This is a genomic window from Streptomyces sp. NPDC088252 (genome assembly GCF_044740965.1).
Taxonomy (GTDB): domain Bacteria; phylum Actinomycetota; class Actinomycetes; order Streptomycetales; family Streptomycetaceae; genus Streptomyces.
Window position 1 is genome coordinate 62,897 of record NZ_JBIURS010000018.1, and the last position, 21,105, is coordinate 84,001.

Annotated in this window: 12 protein-coding genes; 4 read left to right on the plus strand and 8 right to left on the minus strand. The window is 70.7% G+C overall.

The window, feature by feature from the left end; translation table 11 throughout:
- Nucleotides 1–89: 89 nt before the first annotated feature.
- The 3 genes from ACIOHC_RS30175 to ACIOHC_RS30185 all read right to left on the minus strand — a co-directional run bounded on the left by ACIOHC_RS30175 (nt 90) and on the right by ACIOHC_RS30185 (nt 3,205).
- Complete coding sequence (locus ACIOHC_RS30175; protein WP_351073751.1) at nt 90–1,568, minus strand: NAD(P)/FAD-dependent oxidoreductase; 1,479 nt, start codon at nt 1,566–1,568, stop codon at nt 90–92.
- The gene (locus ACIOHC_RS30180) at nt 1,549–1,875 is read right to left on the minus strand and encodes a (2Fe-2S)-binding protein (protein ID WP_351073753.1); all 327 of its coding nucleotides are present in this window, start codon (nt 1,873–1,875) and stop codon (nt 1,549–1,551) included. Before ACIOHC_RS30180 ends, ACIOHC_RS30175 begins: the two co-directional genes overlap by 20 nt.
- 163 nt (nt 1,876–2,038) lie before the next feature.
- Nucleotides 2,039–3,205 carry an NAD(P)/FAD-dependent oxidoreductase gene (locus ACIOHC_RS30185; protein ID WP_389636375.1) on the minus strand — a complete coding sequence of 389 codons (1,167 nt, stop codon included), beginning with the start codon at nt 3,203–3,205 and terminating at the stop codon, nt 2,039–2,041.
- Between the two features lie 156 nt (nt 3,206–3,361).
- Here ACIOHC_RS30185 and ACIOHC_RS30190 point away from each other — a divergent pair, with 156 nt between their 5' ends.
- Nucleotides 3,362–6,658, plus strand: coding sequence for a glycoside hydrolase family 38 C-terminal domain-containing protein (locus ACIOHC_RS30190; protein WP_351073757.1), 3,297 nt, complete (start codon nt 3,362–3,364; stop codon nt 6,656–6,658).
- Nucleotides 6,659–6,709: 51 nt separating this feature from the next.
- On the opposite strand, the gene ACIOHC_RS30195 is transcribed toward ACIOHC_RS30190, so the two are convergent.
- From ACIOHC_RS30195 to ACIOHC_RS30205, 3 genes are all read right to left on the minus strand, one after another.
- Complete coding sequence (locus ACIOHC_RS30195; protein ID WP_351073758.1) at nt 6,710–8,452, minus strand: pyruvate dehydrogenase; 1,743 nt, start codon at nt 8,450–8,452, stop codon at nt 6,710–6,712.
- Nucleotides 8,453–8,517: 65 nt separating this feature from the next.
- Nucleotides 8,518–9,999, minus strand: a complete 1,482-nt coding sequence (locus ACIOHC_RS30200) for a protein phosphatase 2C domain-containing protein (protein WP_351073760.1) — start codon at nt 9,997–9,999, stop codon at nt 8,518–8,520.
- A 125-nt stretch (nt 10,000–10,124) separates the two neighbouring features.
- Complete coding sequence (locus tag ACIOHC_RS30205) at nt 10,125–13,889, minus strand: S8 family serine peptidase (protein WP_351073762.1); 3,765 nt, start codon at nt 13,887–13,889, stop codon at nt 10,125–10,127.
- 208 nt (nt 13,890–14,097) lie between these two features.
- On the opposite strand from ACIOHC_RS30205, the gene ACIOHC_RS30210 reads away from it, so the two are divergent.
- From ACIOHC_RS30210 to ACIOHC_RS30220, 3 genes are all read left to right on the plus strand, one after another.
- Nucleotides 14,098–15,087 (plus strand): helix-turn-helix domain-containing protein, encoded by a 990-nt coding sequence (locus ACIOHC_RS30210; RefSeq protein ID WP_351073764.1) that lies wholly within the window; start codon nt 14,098–14,100, stop codon nt 15,085–15,087.
- Nucleotides 15,088–15,215: 128 nt separating this feature from the next.
- Nucleotides 15,216–15,698, plus strand: coding sequence for a DUF456 domain-containing protein (locus ACIOHC_RS30215; RefSeq protein WP_351073766.1), 483 nt, complete (start codon nt 15,216–15,218; stop codon nt 15,696–15,698).
- A 322-nt stretch (nt 15,699–16,020) separates the two neighbouring features.
- Complete coding sequence (locus ACIOHC_RS30220) at nt 16,021–18,258, plus strand: glycosyl hydrolase family 95 catalytic domain-containing protein (RefSeq protein ID WP_401844869.1); 2,238 nt, start codon at nt 16,021–16,023, stop codon at nt 18,256–18,258.
- 53 nt (nt 18,259–18,311) lie between these two features.
- Here the strand turns inward: ACIOHC_RS30220 and ACIOHC_RS30225 are convergent, their stop codons facing one another.
- Both ACIOHC_RS30225 and rsgA read right to left on the minus strand, forming a co-directional pair.
- Nucleotides 18,312–19,658, minus strand: a complete 1,347-nt coding sequence (locus ACIOHC_RS30225) for an AlkA N-terminal domain-containing protein (RefSeq protein WP_351073892.1) — start codon at nt 19,656–19,658, stop codon at nt 18,312–18,314.
- Between the two features lie 72 nt (nt 19,659–19,730).
- Complete coding sequence (gene rsgA / locus ACIOHC_RS30230; RefSeq protein WP_389636371.1) at nt 19,731–20,915, minus strand: ribosome small subunit-dependent GTPase A; 1,185 nt, start codon at nt 20,913–20,915, stop codon at nt 19,731–19,733.
- Nucleotides 20,916–21,105 lie beyond the last annotated feature (190 nt).

Genomic DNA, 21,105 nt, shown 5'->3' on the forward strand with positions numbered 1-21,105 from the left:
GATGAATGAGTGGGCAGCGATCGGCGGCGCGGTGCCGTGGAGTGGCAGGGGCGTGTCGGCGGTACCGGGGGAGTCGGGGTGCCGCGGGCCTACCCGGGGTCGGCCAGATCGGCGAGTGCGGACAGTTTCACGGGACAGGCCAGTGGGCGCCGGTCCGGGCCGTCCGGCTCTGCTCCGGCGCCGCGTCCGGTGCCGTGCGCAGCGGAGAGTTCTCGGACGGCGAATCCGCAGGTCCGGCCCTGGCACCACCCCATTCCGGCACGGGTGAGCAGCTTGACGGTCCTGGCGTCACCGGCCCCGAGCTCCTCGCAAGCGGTTCGGATCCGGCCCGCCGTGACCTCTTCGCAACGGCAGACCTCCGTGTCGTCGGCCGGCCACTCGCTCCACCCCTCCCCCGGCCGGTGCACGGCGCCCATCAATGCAGCGAAGGCGCGCAGACGACTCCGGGACCGGCGCAGGGCGATCGCCCTGCGCGCCGCTCCCCTCCGCACCCCACCCCGTACCTCGCGAACAACCGACAGCGCCGCCAGCTCTCCTTCGCACAGGGCGAGTTCCACGCCACCGATGCCGCCGGTCTCGCCGGCTGCCCAGACCCCCGACACGGTGGTCCGGAGCTGTTCGTCGAGAGCGACCGCATGCGTACCGTCGGCACAGACGCGCGTGGTGCAGCCCAGTGCCACGGCGAGTTCCAGCTGAGGGACGAGCCCGTGTCCCACGGCGAGCACGTCGCAGGGGATCTCGCGTCCGGTCCCCGGCACGGGACTCCAACGACGGTTCACCCGGCTGACGGTCACCGCCTCCACCCGCGTGTCGCCGTGCACTTCGGTGACCGCCCGGTGCGTCAGGACCCGGACCCCGGCGCGGGCCAGCGCCGTACCGTACCGGACTCCCTCCGCCGCCTTGCCGGGGTTGGCTGCCAGCACGTGGGGAGCGCGCGCATAGGCCACGTAACCGGACGCCTCGATCAGTGCCGGAACGCTCGCACCGGCACGCGTCAGCGACAGTGCGACGGCCTGCAGGAGCGGCCCGCTCCCCGCGACCACGATCCGGCGGCCCGGCAGCGTCAGGCCTGACTTGAGCATGGCTTGGGCGCCGGCCGCACCGACGACACCAGGAAGTGTCCAACGGGAAAAGGGAAGTTGACGTTCATGGGCGCCCGTCGCCAGCAGCAGTCGGCGCCCCGTGACGGCATGCCGGCGCTCCCCCTCGGCTCCGGTGACCGCATGGAGGATCCAGTCGCCGTCACGCGCTCGTTCGACCGACCACACCTGGTGGCCGGCGAGATGCCTGATCGCGCCCGATTCGCGGTGCGCCGCGAGCCGCGCGGAGAGTCCGGCGAAGACGGACCAGCCGTGGTGGAGTGCATCGGGCCGAGTGGCGCCGAGCCCGTCGGCGGGGCTGCGGTAGTACTGTCCGCCCGGTGTGTCGGCCGCGTCCAGCAGAAGCACGTCCAAGCCGTGGTCGGCCGCCGTGACCGCTGCGGCCAGGCCGGCCGGACCCGCACCCACCACGGCGAGTTCGGCACGGTACGCGTCCCGTGGCCGGCGGTCATCCGTCGATCGAGGCATGGCCGTCGCCCTCCTGCGTGGTGATGGCGTCGCCGGGGTGGGCGGGGAGCAGACATGCACGCTGGTTGGGTCTGCCGTTGACGGTGGCCAGACAGTCGTAGCAGGCACCGATACCGCAGAAGGCTCCTCTCGGCCGACCATGGACCCGGGTGGTGCGCCAGGTCAGGATGCCCGCCGACCACAGTGTGGCGGCGATGCTCTGCCCCGGCAGTCCCCGGATCGGGCGTCCGTCGAAGGTCAGCTGGAATTCCGGTTCGGGCTCGGCCCCGACGAGTTCGGCCGGGGTACGCGCTCGGGTGCGTCTCACAGGGTCCTCTCCTGGGGCAGAACGCCTTCTCTTCCTCGGGCACACAGGGCTTCTTCGGGGCACGGCGGGGGTTCCCTGTGCACCAGGAGCCCTCCCCCGCGCCGCGCGGGTGCTCGCGCCGGACGCGGCGCCCCCTCCTGGAGCATCCGCGCCGTCTCCGCCGTCATGTGACATGGCATGCGGTATCGAACCGGTCCGGCGCGAACGGACCGAGATCGAGTACGGAGCGCCGCCCGTGGATCGCGTCGGCGATCAGCCGACCGGTCGCGGGGGCCAGGCCTATCCCGGCTCCTTCGTGACCACAGGCGTGGAAGAGGCCCGGCACTCTGGGATCCGGGCCGATCGCGGGCAGGTGATCGGGCAGATAGGGGCGGAACCCGTGGTAGGCGCGCAACACCCGAACGTCCTCCAGTACCGGGAACAGGGCGGCGGCTTGCGCGGCCAGCCGGGCGACCACCGGCACGGACAACGTCCGGTCGAAGCCGACCCGCTCGCGGCTGGCGCCGATCAGGACCGGCCCCGAGGGCGTCCCCTCCACCACGGGCGAGGTCTGCAGCGCGGCGGACCCGCTCGACACATCGGCCACGTACTCCGCCGCATAGACCTTGTGCCGGATCAGCCGGGGCAACGGCTCGGTGACGAGCACGAACCCCCTGCGCGGCAGGACCGGTAGGTCCACCCCGGCCAGCGCGGCGAGCTCACCGCCCCAGGTGCCCGCCGCGTTGACGACGACGGAGGCGATCAGTTCGCCCCGTGCGGTACGCACCCCCCGCACCGCCCCGCCCCGGCCCCTGAGTATCCCGACGACCTCCTGCCCCGGGCACAGGCGCGCCCCGGCCCGACCGGCCGCCCGCAGCAACTCGGCCGTCGCCAGGGCAGGTTGGACCTGAGCGTCCTGTGGGTAGTGACAGCCTCCGGCAAGGCTCGGTGCGAGGTGGGGCTCGACATCGCGGAGTCGATCGGATGTGACGTGGTACGCCTCGACCCCCGCTCCCCGTTGTCCGTCCGCCGTCGCCGACAGGGTGGCCAGGGAATCCTCGGACGCCGCCACGACCAGGCCGCCCTTGAGTTCGTACTCGATGCGCGGCGGCAGGTCCTGCGCCAGTCGGCCCCATAGTGCTGCGGAAAACAGGGCGAGTTCGAGTTCGGGGCCGGGCACTTTGTCGGAGACCAGGAGGTTGCCCTCCCCGGCTCCGGTGGTGCCTCCGGCGACCGGCCCGCGGTCGACGACGGCTACGGACAGTCCGGACCGGGAGGCGTAGTAGGCGCAGGCGGCACCGACCACTCCGGCCCCGACGATGACGACATCCAGGGGCTGTCTCATGAGCACGGCAGTAATATGTCACATTGCTTGTGGGGCGCCAAGGGTGTGTGCGGGGGCAGTTGATCAGCCGTCACCCTGTCGGCGTGCTCGCACGGGTGCCGGCCCGGCCTCCGGGGAAGTGGAGCCATGGACACCCCGAGGCACCGATCCCGAGGAGCCGCGATGCATGACGACCGCCCCCAGGTGGAGGACCGGCTCGAACGGGCCCTTCACCAGTTCATCCGCCCCGCCCAGTACCCGGACCGGACCCCGCTCGCGCTGTCCGTGCGGCACATCCCCGGTGAGCCCGTACCGGTGGATCAGGCACTGGCAGGAACGTTCGAACCGTTCAGGACCGGCACGGAGTGGGGGGAGCCGTGGTCCACCAGTTGGTTCCGGTTGGAGGGAAGCGTGCCCCGGGAATGGGCGGGGCGACGGGTCGAGGTGGTCGTCGACCCGGGCTTCTCCGGCCAAGGGCCCGGATTCCAGGCCGAGGGGATGCTGTACGACGCGGCTGGGGTCCCCCTCAAGGGTGTCCATCCGCGCAATCGGCATCTGACGGTCGCGTCCCCAGCGATGGGCGGCGAACCGGTCTCACTGCTGCTGGAGGCCGCGGCCAACCCGTCGGTGCTGGAGCACGGCTTCGTGCCGACGCCGCTCGGGGACGTGACGACGGCGGGGCACCGACCCCTGTACCGGTTCACCTCCGCGGACCTCGCCGTGCTCGACGAGGAGGTCTGGCATCTCGTGCTGGACATCGAGGTGCTCACCGAGCTGATGCGGGAGCTTCCCGTGGACCGTTCCCGACGGCACGAGATCCTGCGGGCACTCGAACGCATGCTTGATGCAGTGGATCTGCACGACGTGACGGGCACGGCGCCGGCCGGCCGGGCGAAGCTGGCCGAGACTCTGTCCCGTCCGGCGGCGGCCGGCGCGCACCGGATCTCGGCCATCGGTCATGCGCACATCGACTCGGCCTGGCTGTGGCCGCTGCGCGAGACGGTGCGCAAGACATCGCGCACCTTCGCCAATGTCACCGCGTTGACCCAGGACTATCCGGAGCTCGTCTTCGCCGCGTCGCAGGCTCAGCACTACGCATGGGTGAAGGAGCATCAGCCGCACATCTGGGAGCGCGTCAAGCAGGCCGTGGCAGCAGGCCGATGGACACCCGTCGGATCGATGTGGGTGGAGTCCGACGCGAATATGCCGGGCGGCGAGGCGCTGGCCCGGCAGCTCGTGCACGGCAAACGGTTCTTCGAACAGGAGCTGGGGGTGGATACCGAGGAGATCTGGCTGCCGGACTCGTTCGGCTACACCGGCGCGTTCCCTCAGCTGGCACGACTGGCAGGGGTGAAGTGGTTCCTGACCCAGAAACTGTCCTGGAACCAGAGCAATCAAATGCCACATCACACCTTCTGGTGGGAGGGCATCGACGGGACCAGGGTCTTCACCCACTTCCCGCCCGTGGACACCTACAACGCACAGCTCCATGGCCACGAACTCGCCCACGCAGAAAAGAACTTCGCGGAGAAGGGCCTCGCGACCCGCTCCCTCGTGCCGTTCGGCTGGGGCGACGGCGGGGGCGGTCCCACGCGCGAGATGCTGGAGAAGGCGCGCAGGCTCAGAGATCTGGAGGGTTCGCCCCGGGTCCGGATCGAGAGTCCGTCGGCGTTCTTCGCGACGGCCGAGGCGGAGTACGGAGCGCACGCGCCGGTCTGGTCGGGCGAGCTGTATCTGGAGCTGCACCGGGGCACGTACACCACTCAGGCCGAGACCAAACAGGGCAATCGACGCAGCGAACACCTCTTGCGTGAGGCCGAGTTGTGGGCGACGGCGGCGACGCTGCGTTCACCCGGCCACCGCTACCCGTACGAGACGCTGGACCGGCTGTGGAAGTCGGTACTGCTCCATCAATTCCATGACATCCTGCCCGGCTCGTCGATCGCCTGGGTGCACCGCGAAGCGCGCGAGACCTATGAATTGGTGCGGAGGGAGCTGGCCGATGCGGTGGCGGAAGCGGTGGCGGCATTGGGTGGGACAAGAGACCTGGTAGCGCTCAACTCCTCTCCGTATCAGCGCAGTCAGGTGATGGAGCTGGACGCGGAGGCAAGTGCGGTGCTGCCCTCGGGCGCGTACGCACAGCCGCTGGGCGGCGGACGCACGGCAGTGCTGGCGCAGGCCCCCGGCCTGGGCGCGGGCCGGCTGGACGGCTCGGCGGTCCCCGAGCACGCGGTCATGGCGACCCGGTACACGGACGGGCCTGCGACGGAGCGTGCGGACGAGCCCACGAAATCCGGACCCGGGAGCGGGCCGACGACGGAAACGGCACAGAAACCGACGAACGGGCCGGTGGATCGGCCGGTCGACGGGGCGTCGGGCCGGCCGGCGGATCGGTCGGTCGACGGGGCGGCGGACAGGCCGAAGAACGGCCTGTCGGGCGGGGGCTTCGTGCTCGACAACGGACTGCTGCGTGTCGTCGTCGACGGCGACGGGCTGATCGCCGCCGTGCGCGATCTCGGCGCGCGGCGGGACGTGCTCGTCCCCGGCCATCGGGCCAACCTCCTCCAGCTGCATCCGGATCACCCCAATCACTGGGACGCGTGGGACATCGACCGGCACTACCGCCGCACCCACACCGATCTCACCGAGGCCGACTCCGTCGAGCTCATCGAGGAGGGGCCGTTGCGGGCCGCCGTCCGCGTGACGCGGTCGTTCGGGGCGTCGCGCCTCGTGCAGGAGATCCGACTGACCGCGGACAGCCGACGGATCGACATCGACACGGAGGTGGACTGGCAGGAGTCGGAGAAGGTCCTCAAGGCATCGTTCCCGCTCGATGTGCATGCCGAACGGTCCACGGCCGAGATCCAGTTCGGGCACATCCACCGGCCCACGCACGACAACACCAGCTGGGACGCGGCCCGCTTCGAGATCTGCGCCCATCGTTGGCTCCGGGTCGCCGAGCCGGCTTACGGCATCGCCCTGCTCAACGACTCGACGTACGGACACGACGTGACCCGGACCCCGCACGCCGCAGGCCTGGGCACAACCGTACGGCTGACGCTGCTCCGCGCCCCGCACAGTCCGGACCCGGAGACCGACCTCGGCAGGCACCGGTTCGGATACGCGCTGGCCCCGGGCAGCGAGGTCACGGATGCGGTACAGCAGGGGCTTGCACTCAATCTGCCCTTGCGAGCGGCGGTGGCACCGGCCCTGCCGTCACTGATCAGCACGGGGCATCCGGCGGTCACGGTGGAGTCGGTGAAGCTCGCCGAGGACCGCAGCGGCGACGTCGTCGTGCGGCTGTACGAGTCGGCGGGCGGGCGCGCGCGCACGACGATGCGGGTCGGGTTCCCCGTCGTGCGGGCCCTGATCACCGACCTGCTGGAACGGCCGCTGCACGAGGCGGACGCCGATGAGCACGGTCTCGTACTGTCGCTGCGGCCGTTCCAGATCCTGACGGTGCGGCTGACCCCTGCGTGAGGTGTGACATCCCACGCCCCTCGTGCCCCTCCCGGCCCGCGGGTTCGTTCATCAGGGGCGGGGCACGTTCCGCAGGTTGGAGCGGGCCATCTGGACCATCCGGCCCACTCCCCCGTCCAGCACGATCTTGCTGGCGGAGAGCGCGAAGCCGGTCACCATCTCCGCACTGATCTTCGGCGGGATGGAGAGCGCGTTGGGGTCGGTGACGACGTCGACGAGTGCCGGGCCCTTGTGCTTGAAGGCGTCCTTGAGGGCGCTTTCGAGCTGCTTGGGCTTCTCCACCCGTACGCCGTACGCCCCGGCGGCTCGGGCGATCGCCGCGAAGTCCGGGTTCTTGTTGGTCGTACCGAACGAGGGCAGACCGGCGACCAGCATCTCCAGCTCGACCATGCTCAGGGAGGAGTTGTTGAACAGCACGACTTTCACCGGGAGGTCGTACTGCACGAGGGTGAGGAAGTCCCCCATCAGCATGGTGAATCCACCGTCGCCGGACATCGACACCACCTGCCGGTTCCGGTCGATGAACTGGGCACCGATGGCCTGCGGCAGCGCGTTGGCCATCGAGCCATGACTGAACGAACCGATGACACGGCGCTTGCCGTTGGGTGAGAGATAGCGCGCGGCCCACACATTGCACATACCGGTGTCGACGGTGAACACGGCGTCCTCGTCGGCCAGGTCGTCCAGCACCGAGGCGACGTACTCCGGATGGATCGGGATGTGCTTCTCGACCTTGCGGGTATACGCCTTGACGACGCCCTCCAGCGCGTCGGCGTGCTTCTTCAGCATCCGGTCGAGGAATTTGCGGTCGGTCTTGGCCTGCACCCGCGGGGTCAGACAGCGCAGAGTCTCGCGGACATCGCCCCAGACCGCCAGATCCAGCTTGGAGCGGCGGCCGAGGTGCTCGGGGCGCACGTCGACCTGGACGATCTTCACATCGGTGGGGAGGAAGGCGTTGTAGGGGAAGTCGGTGCCGAGCAGGATGAGGAGATCGCACTCGTTCGTCGCCTCGTAGGCGGCGCCGTAGCCGAGCAGCCCGCTCATTCCGACGTCGTACGGGTTGTCGTACTGGATCCACTCCTTGCCGCGCAGTGCGTGCCCGACCGGAGCCTTCACCCGCTCGGCGAACTCCATCACCTCGGCGTGGGCGCCCGCGGTGCCGCTGCCGCAGAACAATGTCACACGTTTCGCCTCGTCGACCATCCTGCAGAGCTTCTCGATCTCCTCGTCCCCGGGCCGTACCGTCGGCCGCGAGGTGACCAGGGCGTGCTCGATCGACTTCTCCGGGGCAGGCTGCGATGCGATGTCACCCGGCATGGTGACGACGCTGACCCCGCCTCGTCCGATCGCGTGCTGAATGGCGGTCTGGAGCAGCCGGGGCATCTGCTGCGGATTGGAGATCATCTCGTTGTAGTGACTGCACTCCTGGAAGAGCAGCTCCGGATGGGTCTCCTGGAAGTAGCCGAGACCGATCTCGCTCGACGGGATGTGCGAGGCGAGGGCGAGGACCGGTGCCATGGAGCGGTGGGCGTCGTAGAGACCGTTGATGAGGTGCAGATTTCCAGGGCCGCAGGATCCGGCGCAGGCCGCCAGAGAGCCGGTGATCTGGGCCTCGGCCCCGGCGGCGAACGCGGCGGTCTCCTCGTGCCTGACCTGGATCCAGTCGATGGCCGAGTTGCGGCGGATGGCGTCGACGACCGGGTTGAGGCTGTCGCCCACGACGCCGTACATACGCTTGACGCCCGCCCGGACGAGGATGTCGACGAACTGCTCCGACACGTTCTGCTTGGCCATGGGTGCGTACCCTTTCCGCGCTTCGGCTTCCGGATTCCGCATCCATCAACCCATGACGCGGGCGGTTACGCCTCCCAGACGCCGACACTCGTACGGTCGTCGGAGTACCCCTTCACTCTGAGCTGGGTGTCCGCGAGGTAGGTCGCGAGCCCGGGTGCCAGGTCGTCGCTCCAGCGTTCGGCGAGCTCCCGGGCCAGCGCGGGCTCGCCGCGCAGCGGCTCGGCGAGCCCGGTGCTGCACAGCAACAGCGTGTCGCCCGGCCGGGCCACCGAGGCCCGGAACCGGAACGGTTCCACGGGCGTCGGCAAAAGGCTCTCCGTGTACGAGGACGGGTGTGCGGTGGTCCCCGGATCCGTGGTGAGGCCCTCACTGCCGGACTCACTGCCGCGGACGCCCCCGGGGCTGCTCTCGGAACGACTCCCGAAACCTCTCCGGGGGCCGCTCCCGGTGGGCGGGGCGCCGAATCCGGCCATGGCTTCGCCGACGACGCCCCCGGCACCACCGGTGTCCGGAACCTCCGGTTCGAGGTCCTGCCAGACACCGTCGCGCAGCCGGAAGAGCCCACCGGCTCCGACGCCGAAGAAGATCCTGGTACGACAGTCGGGATCGGCCGAGAGCAGGAGGCAGCGCAGGTCCGCCGTGTACTCGCGCGGTTCGAGCCCGAGTTCGGCCGCGCGGGCGCGCAATTTCCCGTAACCACGGTCGGTGAGCCGGTGCAGGCCGGACTTGAGATCGTCGCGGCGGCCCGCCCTTATGTCCTCGGCGAGCCTCGAATGACTACGGCCCACGGCACCGCCGATCCAGCGACAGGCATCGGCCGCCGCCAGATGTGCCCGCCCGGTGGCCCGAGCCCCGGTGGCGACGGCGACCAGGACGAGCGCGTTCCTCTCGGTGCCGAAGCGCACGGTGAGCAGTGCGTCGCGGCGGGGGTCGCCCCGGAACCGTGCGGAGTCCCCGCGTACGGAGGCGGCGCGCAGGGTGTACGTCCCGTAGCGGGCGCCGTCGAGCACGGTGTCGGCGACGAGCCCGTCCAGCTCCTGGGGGACGGTGGCGGGCAGCGTGGTGGGCTCGGCGTCGTAGGTCGGCGGCCGGTCACCCACATGGCCGATCACGGGGCGCGCGGCGGGCGCTGGTTCGTGGTCGGGCTCGGGCCCGCGAGCCGGCAGAGGTGCCTGCGCCTGGGCCGGTGCGGTGACGGTGGCGTCGGAGGCGGGAGGAGCGGTCCGGCCCTGAGGAACTGCGGAGGCATGAGGAGCGGCCTGGCCTTGGGGGACTGCGGAGGATCGAGGAACGGCCGGGCCTTGAGGGACGTCCGCGGTTCGGGGAGCGACGGGGCCCTCGGCGACCGGCCGGCCGGACCGAGGATGCACCGTGGCGGAACTGTTCCCTCCGTGCCCGCCCGAGCCCACCGTGCCCGACGCCGAGTCGAAGCGGTCGTCGAGGCTGTCGCCCGCATCGCTCGCCCCGGTGTCCCGGGCGGTCTCGTCGTACAGCCTGCGCCACCAGTCGTCCTCATGGGCGGCGGGCGTCTCCCCCTGCTGACTCATGCCCTTATTGTCCACCGCACGGCCCGTACGAAAACGGGGCATCCGGAAAAGTGGCCATGCGAAAGGTCCGCCGGGCGGCCCCACCCCCCACGGGAAGGACGCCCGGCGGACCGGTCAGGACGTGATCAACGCACGGCGTAGGCGTCGGTCACGGTCTGGACGACGGAGTTGCCGTTGGCGTCCGTCAGTTCGGTCTTCAGGGTGACCGGCTTGCCGGCCGCGTCCGCGTGGTTCACAGTCGCGGTCCAGTGGCCGTTGTGCTGCGCGGTGGTGGCCCCGGTCCAGGTCTTGCCGCCGTCGTACGAGTACGAGACCTTGGCCGCGACCAGCTTGCCGGGCGTGTAGCCGGCGTGCCCGGTGACGCTCAGGCCGATCGTCTGACCGTCCTTCGCCGCAAGGGACTTGAGCCCGTCGGTCTCCAGGTCGTAGCCCGGGAAGAGCATGGGAATGCCCTGGGAGTAGACGTTCTCGTCCCGCTTCGAGCGGAACTTCCAGGTGGTCTCGGTCTGGGTGGACCTCTTCCACACGGCAGCGGGCTGGCCGAACTTCGCGGTCGTCATGGTGAGTTCGTACGCAGCGTCCGCGGCCGGGACGGTGAACACCCCGGACGGCCAGCCGGACTCGCCCAGCACCACGCCGCCGCTGGTCAGCCGCATGTTGCCGGCGTCTCCGAAGGAGCCCTGGAGACCCTCGTGCTCGGTGTCGCTCCAGAAGCCGGGGGCGACTCCGATCAGGTTGTCCTGGCGTTCGCCGGCGAGCATGGCCTTGCCCTGGGCGTCACGCGGAGCGGTCGGGGCCGGGATGCCCCGGTACCAGTTCTCCGTACGCGTGGAGCCTGCCGTGTAGGTGCGGGGCTGGTCCGCCATGAGCTCGCCCCAGGGGAAACTGGAGGAGAGGTACCGCTGCCAGGCGGTGTCGCCGGCCGAGTAGTACTCGGTGCGCTTGCCGGGGACGGCGACGGTGTCGAAGCCGCCGGAGTAGCTTCCGCCGTAGGGCCGGGTGATGATCATCGTGTCGACGTAGTCGGCCGCGACGCCCATCGCCTCGTAATGGGCGGTGGACTTGGCGAGCTTGCTGTCGCGGACCTTGTAGGTGCGGTCCGAGGTGACCGGGCCGGTCTCGGGGAAGGCGAGGTTGTAGACGAACGGGCTGGCGGCGGTGGCCTTCCAGCTCAGCTTCACCGTGCCCCGGGCCAGGGCGGCCTTCAGGGCATCGGCCTCGCCCGACTCGATGCCGAGCGTGGGCAGCGGCGCGGAGCCGTAGCCGACGGACGGCTGCCACGGACCCGCGGACGGACGGTGGGCGATGATCGCCTTTGCGCCGGCGGCCTTGGCGTTCCGTGCCGGGGTCAGCAGCGAGCCGTCGTCGGTGACCGCGACCAGGGCGATCTTGCCCTGGACATCGGCGGCCTTCAGCTCGTCGGGGGTGCCGGTGCCCGCGTCGACGAGCGCGGCCTCACCCGTGCCGTCGAGGCCGACGGAGCCGGTGCCGGCCGCGACCGGGTGCAGTTCGGTGCCGCCGACGACCGACAGCTTCTCGATCTGGGGGGCGTAGGCGCGCCAGAAGCTGGCGAACTCGAAGTCGCCGTCGCTGGCCCTGCCCTGCACATCGGCCAGGTAGTTCTTGACGATGGATCCGCCGGTGACGGAGCCGGAGTGCAGCCAGACACCGTCCCAGCTACGGCCGAAGGAGAGCGTCGTGGAGCGGTTCTCGGACGTGCGGTCCTCCGTCTTCACCTGCAGGCGATGGGCCTTGCGGGCGTCCAGCACCAGGGTGGTGTCCTTGGTGACGTCCAGCTGCGGCCTGGCGAGGTAGCCGACGGACTCGGCCATCCTGCCGGTGGCGTCCTCGGTGTCCGGCGAGATGATGAAGCTGGAGACGAAGTACGCGCCGGGGCGCACCTGGTAGACCTGATCGGTGGCCCCGTCGTTGAAACGGCGCTCACCGCTGGCGGTGTCGGTGCCGATGATGTCCAGCGAGGAGGAGCCCGCGGCGGGCTTGCCGGTGCGGTCGATCAGCTTGACGCGCAGGGTGACCGTCTCGGCGCCGACGTACAGCGAGAACGGGGTGGAGACCTTGACGCCGTCGGCGCCCGTGGCCAGCACACGTCCGGTGACATCACCGTACTGGGCGGCCTTCAGCTTCGCGGTCGGGTCGATCTGCAGCGGGACCTCGACGGTGGCCCCGGCCGGGACGGTGACGGTGCTCGCGTCGAGTTTCGCGACCGAGGAGCGGACGGCCGAGCCGTCGTTGCCGGTGACGCCCTGGACCTTCAGCGACAGCTTCACCGGCTTGGAGCCGGAATTGGTGTACGGGACGTCGACCGTCGTGCGGTCGCTCTTGTCCTGCGGCCAGTTGAAGGTGCCGGCCTGGACGGCGGGAGCGCCGACGACGGTGGTGTCGATGGCGGCCTTCACGTCGAGGCGGCCACCGCCGGTCTCGCGCACGTCGCCGGGGATGTCGCTCTTCGCGGACGACACGAGGGCCGCCTTGATCTGCTGGGCCGTCCAGTCGGGGTGACGCTGCTTCACGATGGCCGCGGCGCCCGCGACATGCGGGGTGGCCATCGACGTACCGGACATGGTGCGGTAGGCGTAGATCCCCCGCCCGCCGGCCGCGGCGGCCGAGATGTTGACGCCGGGCGCCGAGATCTCGGGCTTGAGGGTGTGCGAGCCGATCACGGGTCCACGGCTGGAGAACTGGGCCGTGGAGTCGTCACGGTCGACGGCGCCGACGGTCAGCACGCTCGGTGCGCAGCCCGGCGAGGAGACGGTGTTCAGCGTCGGTCCCGAGTTTCCGGCCGCGATCACGAACAGGGTGCCCTTGTTCTGCGCGAGTTCCTCGGCGGCGACGCTCATCGGATCGGTGCAGTCGGTCGGCTCCGGGCTGCCGAGGCTCATGGAGACGACATCGGCCTTCTGGTCGACGGCCCACTGCATACCGGCGATGATCCAGGACTCGGCGCCGGAGCCGCTGTCGTTGAGGACCTTGCCCGCGAGCAGGTCGGCGCCGGGGGCGACGCCCTTCTTCTTGCCGTCGCTGGCCGCGCCGGAGCCGCCCACGGTGGAGATGGTGTGGGTGCCGTGGCCCTGCCGGTCGTCGGTGGTGTCGGAGTCGGTGAAGTTCTCCGAGGCGGCGATCCGGCCCTTGAGGTCGGGGTGTTCGGCGTCGACACCGGTGTCGAGGACGGCGACCTTGGTGCCCTTGCCGTCGTATCCGGCGGCCCAGGCGAGGTCTGCGCCGATCTGCTTGGTCGACTTGTCGAGAGTGGCCTGAACCTTGCGGTCGAGCCAGAGCTTCTTCAGGCCGGAGGCCGAGCGGGAACGGGTGTCGGTGACGTCCGACCAGAAGTCGGCGGCCTTCTCCTTGTCCGCCTTGAGCGCGACGCCGTCGATCGCGTCGAGTGCGAGTCCGCGCTTGGCGCCGCGCGGGGTGGCGGGCGCGGAGCGGGCTGTGCCCTTGCCGTAGACCGCGATCAGCGGCAGCGACTTGGTGCTCGCGTCGTCGTAGCCCTGGCGGATGAGCCCGGTGACGTTGAAGAGTTCTTCGTCGACCGTGCCCGCGCCCAGCGCGGCGGCGGCGGTGTCGGGGTAGACGTAGAGGTCCTTGCCGGACTGCCGGGTCTGTACGAGGGGGACGGTGCCGTCCTCGCGCGGCAGTGCGGTGACCGACGCGGCCCCCGAACCGTCCGTGCTCACCAGAACCTTGTCCCCGGTGACCAGAGTGACGGTGACCGGTTTGGTCGCCTTGGCGGCGGCGGCCGCACTGCCGGTCAGTGGTCTCTTCGCGGTCGTGTCGTCCTGCGGCGCTGCCGCGGACGGTGCGATCGCGGTGACGGCGAGGACGGCGGCGGTGGCCGCTCCCAGTGCCGTACGCGATATCGGACGCATCGCTCTCCCCAAGTGAATCCGGAACCAAGTTGCGCAAACCGCAATCTTCCGGAGGTTGTTGGTACTGCGGTGGCGCCACATTGGCAGAGCGACGGGCAGTAAAGGGATGATGTACACGGCGGGTTTACGCCGTGGCCGCTTTCCGCCACGTCCGGGCGCCCGACGACGGAGACACGTGCGGAATCAACGCGTCCGGGAGGAGTTCGGGATGTTGGGAGCCATAGGTCTCGACGAGATGCAGGAGTCGGCGTACCGCGCGCTCGTGGCGGTGGGAGCCGCGGAGGTCTCCGATCTCGCGCACCGGCTGACCCTTCCCGAATCGGACACCGAACGGGCGTTGCGCCGACTGGAACAGCACGGGCTGGCCGCCCAGTCCTCGTCCCGCACGGGCCGTTGGGTGGCGGCGCCGCCGGGGGTGGCGCTGGGGGCGCTGCTCACCCAGCAGCGTCACGAGCTGGAGCAGGCGGAGTTGGCGGCGGCGCTGCTCGCCGAGGAGTACCGGGCCGAGGCCACCGACTCGGCGGTGCACGATCTGGTCGAGGTGGTCACGGGCGCGAGCGCGGTGGCGCACCGCTTCCACCAGTTGCAGTTGGGGGCGACGAGCGAGGTGTGCGCCCTGGTCACCGGGAAGCCGATCGCGGTGAGCGGGATGGAGAACGAGTCCGAGGAGCAGGCCGCCACGCGCGGGGTGTCGTTCCGGGTGGTGGTCGAGCGCGAGGTCCTCTCGCTCCCGTCCGGGATCCTGGAGTTGTCGGCCGCGCTGAGCCGCGACGAGCAGTGCCGGGTCGTCGACCGGGTCCCGACCAAGCTGGTGATCGCCGACACCGCCCTGGCGATGGTGCCGCTGACCGGGCGGGGCGCCGAGCCCGCGGCACTGGTGGTGCACGCCTCCGGGTTGCTGGAGTCGCTGATGGGGCTCTTCGAGGCGGTGTGGCGCGAGGCCATGCCGCTCAGGCTCGGTGAGAGCGGATGGCTGGAGGAGGAGTCCAACGGGCCCGATCCGACGGACCTGGAGATCCTGTCGCTGCTGCTGGCCGGGCTGACGGACGCGAGCGTGGCGAAGCAGCTGGAACTCGGACTGCGGACCGTACAGCGGCGGGTGAAAGGTCTGATGGAAATGACCGGGGTGTCGACACGGCTGCAACTGGGCTGGCACGCGTACGAACGGGGCTGGGTGTCCCGGACGCCGCGCGCCTGAGCGGGGGTCGCACCGGATGCCCCGGCGCGGTGCTCACCTCGCGCCGGTACGGCTCTGAGCTGCGCCGACGTTTGTCACCCGGAGCGCGCTGACGGGCGGGAGCGGCCGGACTCCGGCAGGCTGGTGAGATGGGTGTGTGGCAGCTCCTCGCCGTCGGCCTGGTCATGTTCCTCGGCCTGGTCGGTGTGCTGGTCCCGGGGGTGCCTGGGCAGGCGATCGTCTGGGCCGCCGTGCTGTGGTGGGCACTGGCGGATGTGACTCCGGTGGCCTGGGGCGTGCTGATCGGCGCCACCGCCCTGCTGCTGCTGAACCAGGCGCTGAAGCCCTTGCTGCCGCCGCGGCGCCCCCATGAGTCGGGGGCGCCGCGCAAGACGCTGATGCTCGGCGGGATCGGCGCGATCGTGGGCTTCTTCGTGGTGCCGGTGGTGGGCGGGATCGCCGGATACGTGGGCGTGATCTACGGGGCGGAGCGACTGCGGCTCGGCAGCCGCGGGGCGGGATGGGCGTCGGTCCGCTCGGTGATGCGGGCGACCGGCTGGTCCGTGCTCGTCGAGCTCTTCGCGTGCCTGCTGGTGACGGGGGCGTGGCTGGGCGCGGTGGTCTGGGGCTGACCCTCCTCACCCTCATGGACATCCAAGTGGACACTGTCCAGATGGAAGGAAACACATCGGATCTCTTCCGCTCTATTGACGCATGGATGTCTCATGCCTACTTTCCCTGGAGAAATAGCTCGGATGAATTGATGTGCCTGCGTACGAGTCGCCAGGAGACGCCTTGCCCACAGCACCGGACCCTTCCCGCCCGTCCCGGAACGAAGTCCCCGCAGCCCCCGCCCCTTCCCGCAGAAGTGTTCTCGCCACCGGCACCGCGATCGGCGGCGCGCTCGTGGTGGGCGGTGCGGCTGCCGCCCCCGCCCAGGCCGCCGTCCCTGCCGTGCCGACCGGCACCGCCCCGGCCCCCGTCACGGTGCACTCCCCCGACGACGCCTGGCGCACGGTCCTGGACGATGCCGACCTGCTCTGGCAGAAACTGCCGAAGACCTGGTACGAGGGCCCATACCTGGGCAACGGCCGTCTCGGCTCCGGCATCTACGCCGAGCCCGGTGCCACCACCACGGCCATCCGCTTCAACGTCCAGCACTCCGAGGTCCAGGACCACCGGCCCGAGTTCGGCTCCCTCTTCGGCCTCGCCCGCCTCCCGATCGGCCACTTCACGCTGGAGCCGGTCGGCACGATCACGGGCATCGAGTGGTGGATGCGGCTGCGCACCGCCGAACTCGAAGGCACGATCACCACGACCGCGGGCACCCTGAAGCTCCGGGCCTTCGTCCACTCCACCAGCGATCTGCTCGCCGTGGAGGTGTCCCCGAGCACGGGCGAGCGCGACTTCCGCTGGGTGTTCCACCCGGCCGACGCGATCAGCCCGCGCGCCGCTTTCAAGCCCCTCCCGGACGGTTACACCGGCAACCCGCCCGCGGAGACCGAGCAGCACGGCGCGATCACCGCGGCCGTCCAGCCGCTGCTCGCGGGCGGTCAGCACGTCACCGCATGGCGGGAACGCACCAGGGGCACCAGCCGTACCCTCTACGTCACGGTCACGCACTCCCACCCGAGGACGACGGCCCGTGACCGCGCGCTGCGTACCGTCAAGACCGCCTCGGTGCACCCGTACGGTCAGCTGGCCGCGCCCCATCGCACCTGGTGGGACCGGTTCTACCGGAAGAGCTTCCTGTCCCTGCCCGATGCCCGGCTGCAGCGCTTCTACTGGATCCAGCTGTACAAGACGGCGTCGGCGGCCCGCAAGGACGCACCCGTGATGGCGACCTCCGGCCCCTGGCTGGAGCCCACGCCCTGGCCGAACACCTGGTGGAACCTCAACGTCCAGCTGGAGTACTGGCTGATCCACGGCTCCAACCACCTGGAGCTGGACGCCGTCACCCGCGCTCTCAGCGAGTTCCGGGACCAGCTCTCCCGCGAGGTCGCCGCCCCCTACCGGGCCGACTCGGCCGGCATCCCCCGGACCACCGACCCCCACCTGGTCAACGGCGCGTCGGTCACCGACGGCGGCTACGGCGTCGGCATCCCCGGCCAGGACCCGCCCACCCCCGAGGTCGGCAATCTGACCTGGGCGCTGCACAACGTGTGGCTCTCCTACCGCCACACCATGGACGAGTCGATCCTGCGCGACACGCTCTTCCCGCTGCTGCGCAAGGCCGTCAACTACTACCTGCACTTCCTGACCCCGGGACCTGACGGCAGACTGCATCTCCCGGCCACGTTCTCCCCCGAGTACGGGGTCAACGCCCCCGACTGCAACTACGACCTGATGCTGCTGCGCTGGGGCTGCCGCACCCTGCTCGACTCGGCGGAGCAACTGGGCGTCCACGACCCGTTGACCGCCCGCTGGCAGGAGGTGCTGGCCAGGCTCGCGCCCTATCCCGTCGACGCCAACGGGTTCATGATCGGCGCGGGGGTTCCGTTCGCCATGTCGCACCGCCACTACTCGCACATGCTCGCGGTGTACCCGCTGTACGAGCTGACGGGTGCGACGCCCGACGAACGCGTGTTGATCGAGAAGTCCCTCGCCCACTGGGTGGGCTTCGAAGGCGCCCTGCAGGGCTACACGTTCACCGGGGCCGCGTCGATGTCCGCACTGCTCGGCAAGGGCGAGGACGCGCTGAAGTATCTCGGCCAGCTGATGAGCCGGTTCATCCAGGCGAACACCATGTACAAGGAGTCCGGTCCGGTCATCGAAACCCCGCTCTCGGCGGCCCAGTCGCTGCACGACATGGTCTGCCAGTCATGGGGCGGCACGATCAGGGTCTTCCCGGCCCTGCCCGCCGCCTGGCGGGACATGACCGTCCACGACTTCCGTACCCAGGGCGCGTTCCTGCTCAGTGCGGTACGCGAAGAGGGCCGGACCCGCTGGGTGCGGCTGACCAGCGAGGCGGGCGCGCCCTGCGTCGTGCGCCATGGCATCGAGGGTCCGATCGAGATCCGGGACCGGCACGGACGCCCGCTGCGTCACGAGGAGACGGCCGACGAAACGGTACGTATCCATCTCCGCAAGGGCGACTCCGCGCTGATCACGGCCCGGGGCGACCGCCCGGACCTGACCATCCGCCCGGTCACGGCGAACGCGCCCGCGCCACGCTGGGGCCTGCCGGGCTGAGCCCGGCCCGGGAGCCCGGCACCTTCCCTGGCTCCCGGCTCCGTGGGCAGATCTCAGCGACTCAGGTGGCGTACGGCGTACGAGCGCCAGGGCCGCCACCGCTCCGACTCCGGCCTCCCGTCCGGATCCACGTCGGGGTCACCGAGCGCCCGCATCCTGATGAGCGCTGCTGCGACCGGACCGATCCCCAGCCGCAGCAGGGCCTGCTCGGCCTCCTCCCGGTCCGCGCCCGCGTCGAGCCGTACGTCCCCGTCGGCGAGCGCGGCCGCCAGTGCCCGCAGCACCGGCTCGTCCACCGCGCCGGCCAGCGCCCCGGGCTCGGGGAACACATGCGTGAGCCCGCCGCAGGGGATGTCGAGGACCTTTCCGTACGTCTCGACCAGCCGCTCCGCCCCGGCCCTGCCCACCAGCGTCCGTACGGCGAACTCCTCGGGGTCCGCGGCTCCCGGTGAGCGCAGCCCGGGGCGGGCGGCGACGCCCGGTGCGAGTGCCGGATCGGCGGCGAGCCGCTCGTCGACGGCGCAGGGGTCGGCGTCCAGGTCGAAGAGCCGCCGCAGCCGCTGCACGGCCGTCGTCAGATCCCGCAGGTCCGTGAGGTGGATCCGGGCTTCCAGCCAGGACCCGGCGGACCGCTCGTCCACCGCCACGATGCCGGTGCCGTAAGGCAGTCGCAGAGTGCGCCGGTAGGTTCGGGCCCCGGGCTCCCCGCTGACCTCCTCGATCCGGGCGAGCACCTCACCGGCCAGGAGGTCGAAGACCTCGCGGACGGCGTACGGCCGCCGGTGCGCGAGCCGTAGCGGGATCCCGGTGGTGCGGGCCTCCCGTACCCCGGCTCCCAGCCCCGTTCCGCCCTCGGTCCGCAGCGCACTCGGCGTACGGGCGTAGATCTGCCGGATCGTGTCGTTGAACTGGCGCACGCTGGAGAAGCCGGACGCGAAGGCGATCTCGGTCACGGGCAGCACGGTCGTCTGGAGCAGGACCCGCGCGGTGTGGGCCCGCTGGGCGCGGGCGAGCGCGACGGGTCCGGCGCCCAGCTCCGCGTTGAGCTGCCGCTGCACCTGGCGTGAGCTGTATCCGAGCCGGTGGGCGAGACCGGGCACACCCTCCCGGTCGACCACGCCGTCGCCGATCATCCGCATGGCGCGGCCGACGACATCGGCCCGCACGTTCCAGTCGGCCGAGCCGGGCACGGCATCCGGTCGGCAGCGCCTGCACGCCCGGAAGCCGTTGCCCTGGGCGGCGGCCGCGGTCGGGAAGAAGCGGACGTTCTTCCGCTTGGGAGTGACGGCGGGGCAGCTCGGCCGGCAGTAGATGCCGGTCGTTTCGACGGCGAAGAAGAACTCCCCGTCGAAACGGGCGTCGCGGCTGCTCACCGCCTCGTATCTGGTCCGTTCGTCCATCACACCGTCCAGTGTGCGGCACCCCCGGACAGCACACTGGCGGCTTTCGGACATCGACCGGGCGGCTGCGCCCTACCGGACCCGGCCCCGCTTCGCGTCCATGGCAGCCCGGCCCTCGGCCCCCTTGCGCTTCCATTCACGCAGTATTTCGGACCGCACCCGGGCATCCGTCTTGGCGACGATGCGCTGGTTCTCACGGAGAAGCTTGCGGAAGCTGTCGAGGCGCCGCTCGGGCAGCGAACCGTCCTCGATCGCGGCGAGCACCGCGCAGCCGGGCTCCGACCGGTGGCCGCAGTCGTGGAACCTGCACTGCTCGGCCAGCTCCTCGATCTCGGAGAAGACCTGGCCGACGCCGGTCTCCGCGTCCCAGAGGCCGACCCCGCGCAGGCCGGGGGTGTCGATCAGCACGCCTCCGGAGGGCAGCACCAGCAGATTACGGGTCGTGGTGGTGTGCCGGCCCTTGCCGTCGACATCACGGGCGGCCTGCACCTCCATCACGTCGCGGCCGAGCAGGGTGTTGGCGAGGGTCGACTTGCCCGCGCCGGACGCCCCGAGCAGCACGCTCGTACCGCCGGAGACGATGGCGGCGAACACATCGAGACCCTCCCCCGAGGCAGAACTGACGGGCAGCACCTGCACCCCGGGGGCGATGGCCTCGATGTCCTGGACGAGGTACGACAGCGTGGCGGTGTCCGGCACCAGATCGGCCTTGGTGAGCACCACGATCGGCTGGGCGGCGCCGTCGGCGGCGGACGTCCCGTCCCGCAGCAGCGCATCGCCGCCGGCACTGGACATGGCGAGCGCGAGGAAGCGCTCCACCCGCCCCAGGTCCAGTTCCACGGCGAGCGAGACACAGATGGCGATGTGGTCGACATTGGTGGCGAGCACCTGCCCTTCGGAGCGCTGCGACGAGGTCGAGCGGACGAAGGCCGTACGCCGCGGCAGCAGCGCCCGTACGAACTGCGGATCACCGTCGGGATCGACGGCGACCCAGTCGCCCGTGCACACGATCCGCATCGGATCGCGCGGAACGACGAACGCGGTGTCGGCGCGGAGCGTGCCGTGCGCGGTGACGACATCGCACTGGCCGCGGTCCACCCGCACCACGCGTCCGGGCAGCAGCCCCTGTTCGGCGTACGGAGCGAATGCGGCGGCCCAGTCGTCGTCCCAGCCGTACGGGGACAGCGAATGCGACGCGGAGAGGCCCTGAAGAGAGGAGGAGAAGGACGGAGAGGACCAGGAGGTCGGGAAAGACAAGGGAAACCCTTCAAAGGGTGGCCCCGGCAACGCGCCTTCGGGCGCGAGAAGTTGAGTGAAGGTCAGCCGACGGCCACAGGGGTGGGAACGATGCTCTTCCGGTTGTGGGCAGCGCCCATCGCAACGACAGTCATCAATGTCCTCACCTCCTGGTTCAAGCGCGGGTCGACACCGGCCGACGGCTCCTGTC

Bases quoted from the DNA above. Each gene is read 5' to 3' on its own strand.
- ACIOHC_RS30200 (WP_351073760.1), bottom strand. From the start codon at position 9,999: ATGAGTCAGCAGGGGGAGACGCCCGCCGCCCATGAGGACGACTGGTGG.
- ACIOHC_RS30175 (WP_351073751.1), bottom strand. From the start codon at position 1,568: ATGCCTCGATCGACGGATGACCGCCGGCCACGGGACGCGTACCGTGCC.
- ACIOHC_RS30205 (WP_351073762.1), bottom strand. From the start codon at position 13,889: ATGCGTCCGATATCGCGTACGGCACTGGGAGCGGCCACCGCCGCCGTC.
- ACIOHC_RS30195 (WP_351073758.1), bottom strand. From the start codon at position 8,452: ATGGCCAAGCAGAACGTGTCGGAGCAGTTCGTCGACATCCTCGTCCGG.
- ACIOHC_RS30190 (WP_351073757.1), top strand. From the start codon at position 3,362: ATGCATGACGACCGCCCCCAGGTGGAGGACCGGCTCGAACGGGCCCTT.
- ACIOHC_RS30210 (WP_351073764.1), top strand. From the start codon at position 14,098: ATGTTGGGAGCCATAGGTCTCGACGAGATGCAGGAGTCGGCGTACCGC.
- ACIOHC_RS30225 (WP_351073892.1), bottom strand. From the start codon at position 19,658: ATGGACGAACGGACCAGATACGAGGCGGTGAGCAGCCGCGACGCCCGT.
- ACIOHC_RS30215 (WP_351073766.1), top strand. From the start codon at position 15,216: ATGGGTGTGTGGCAGCTCCTCGCCGTCGGCCTGGTCATGTTCCTCGGC.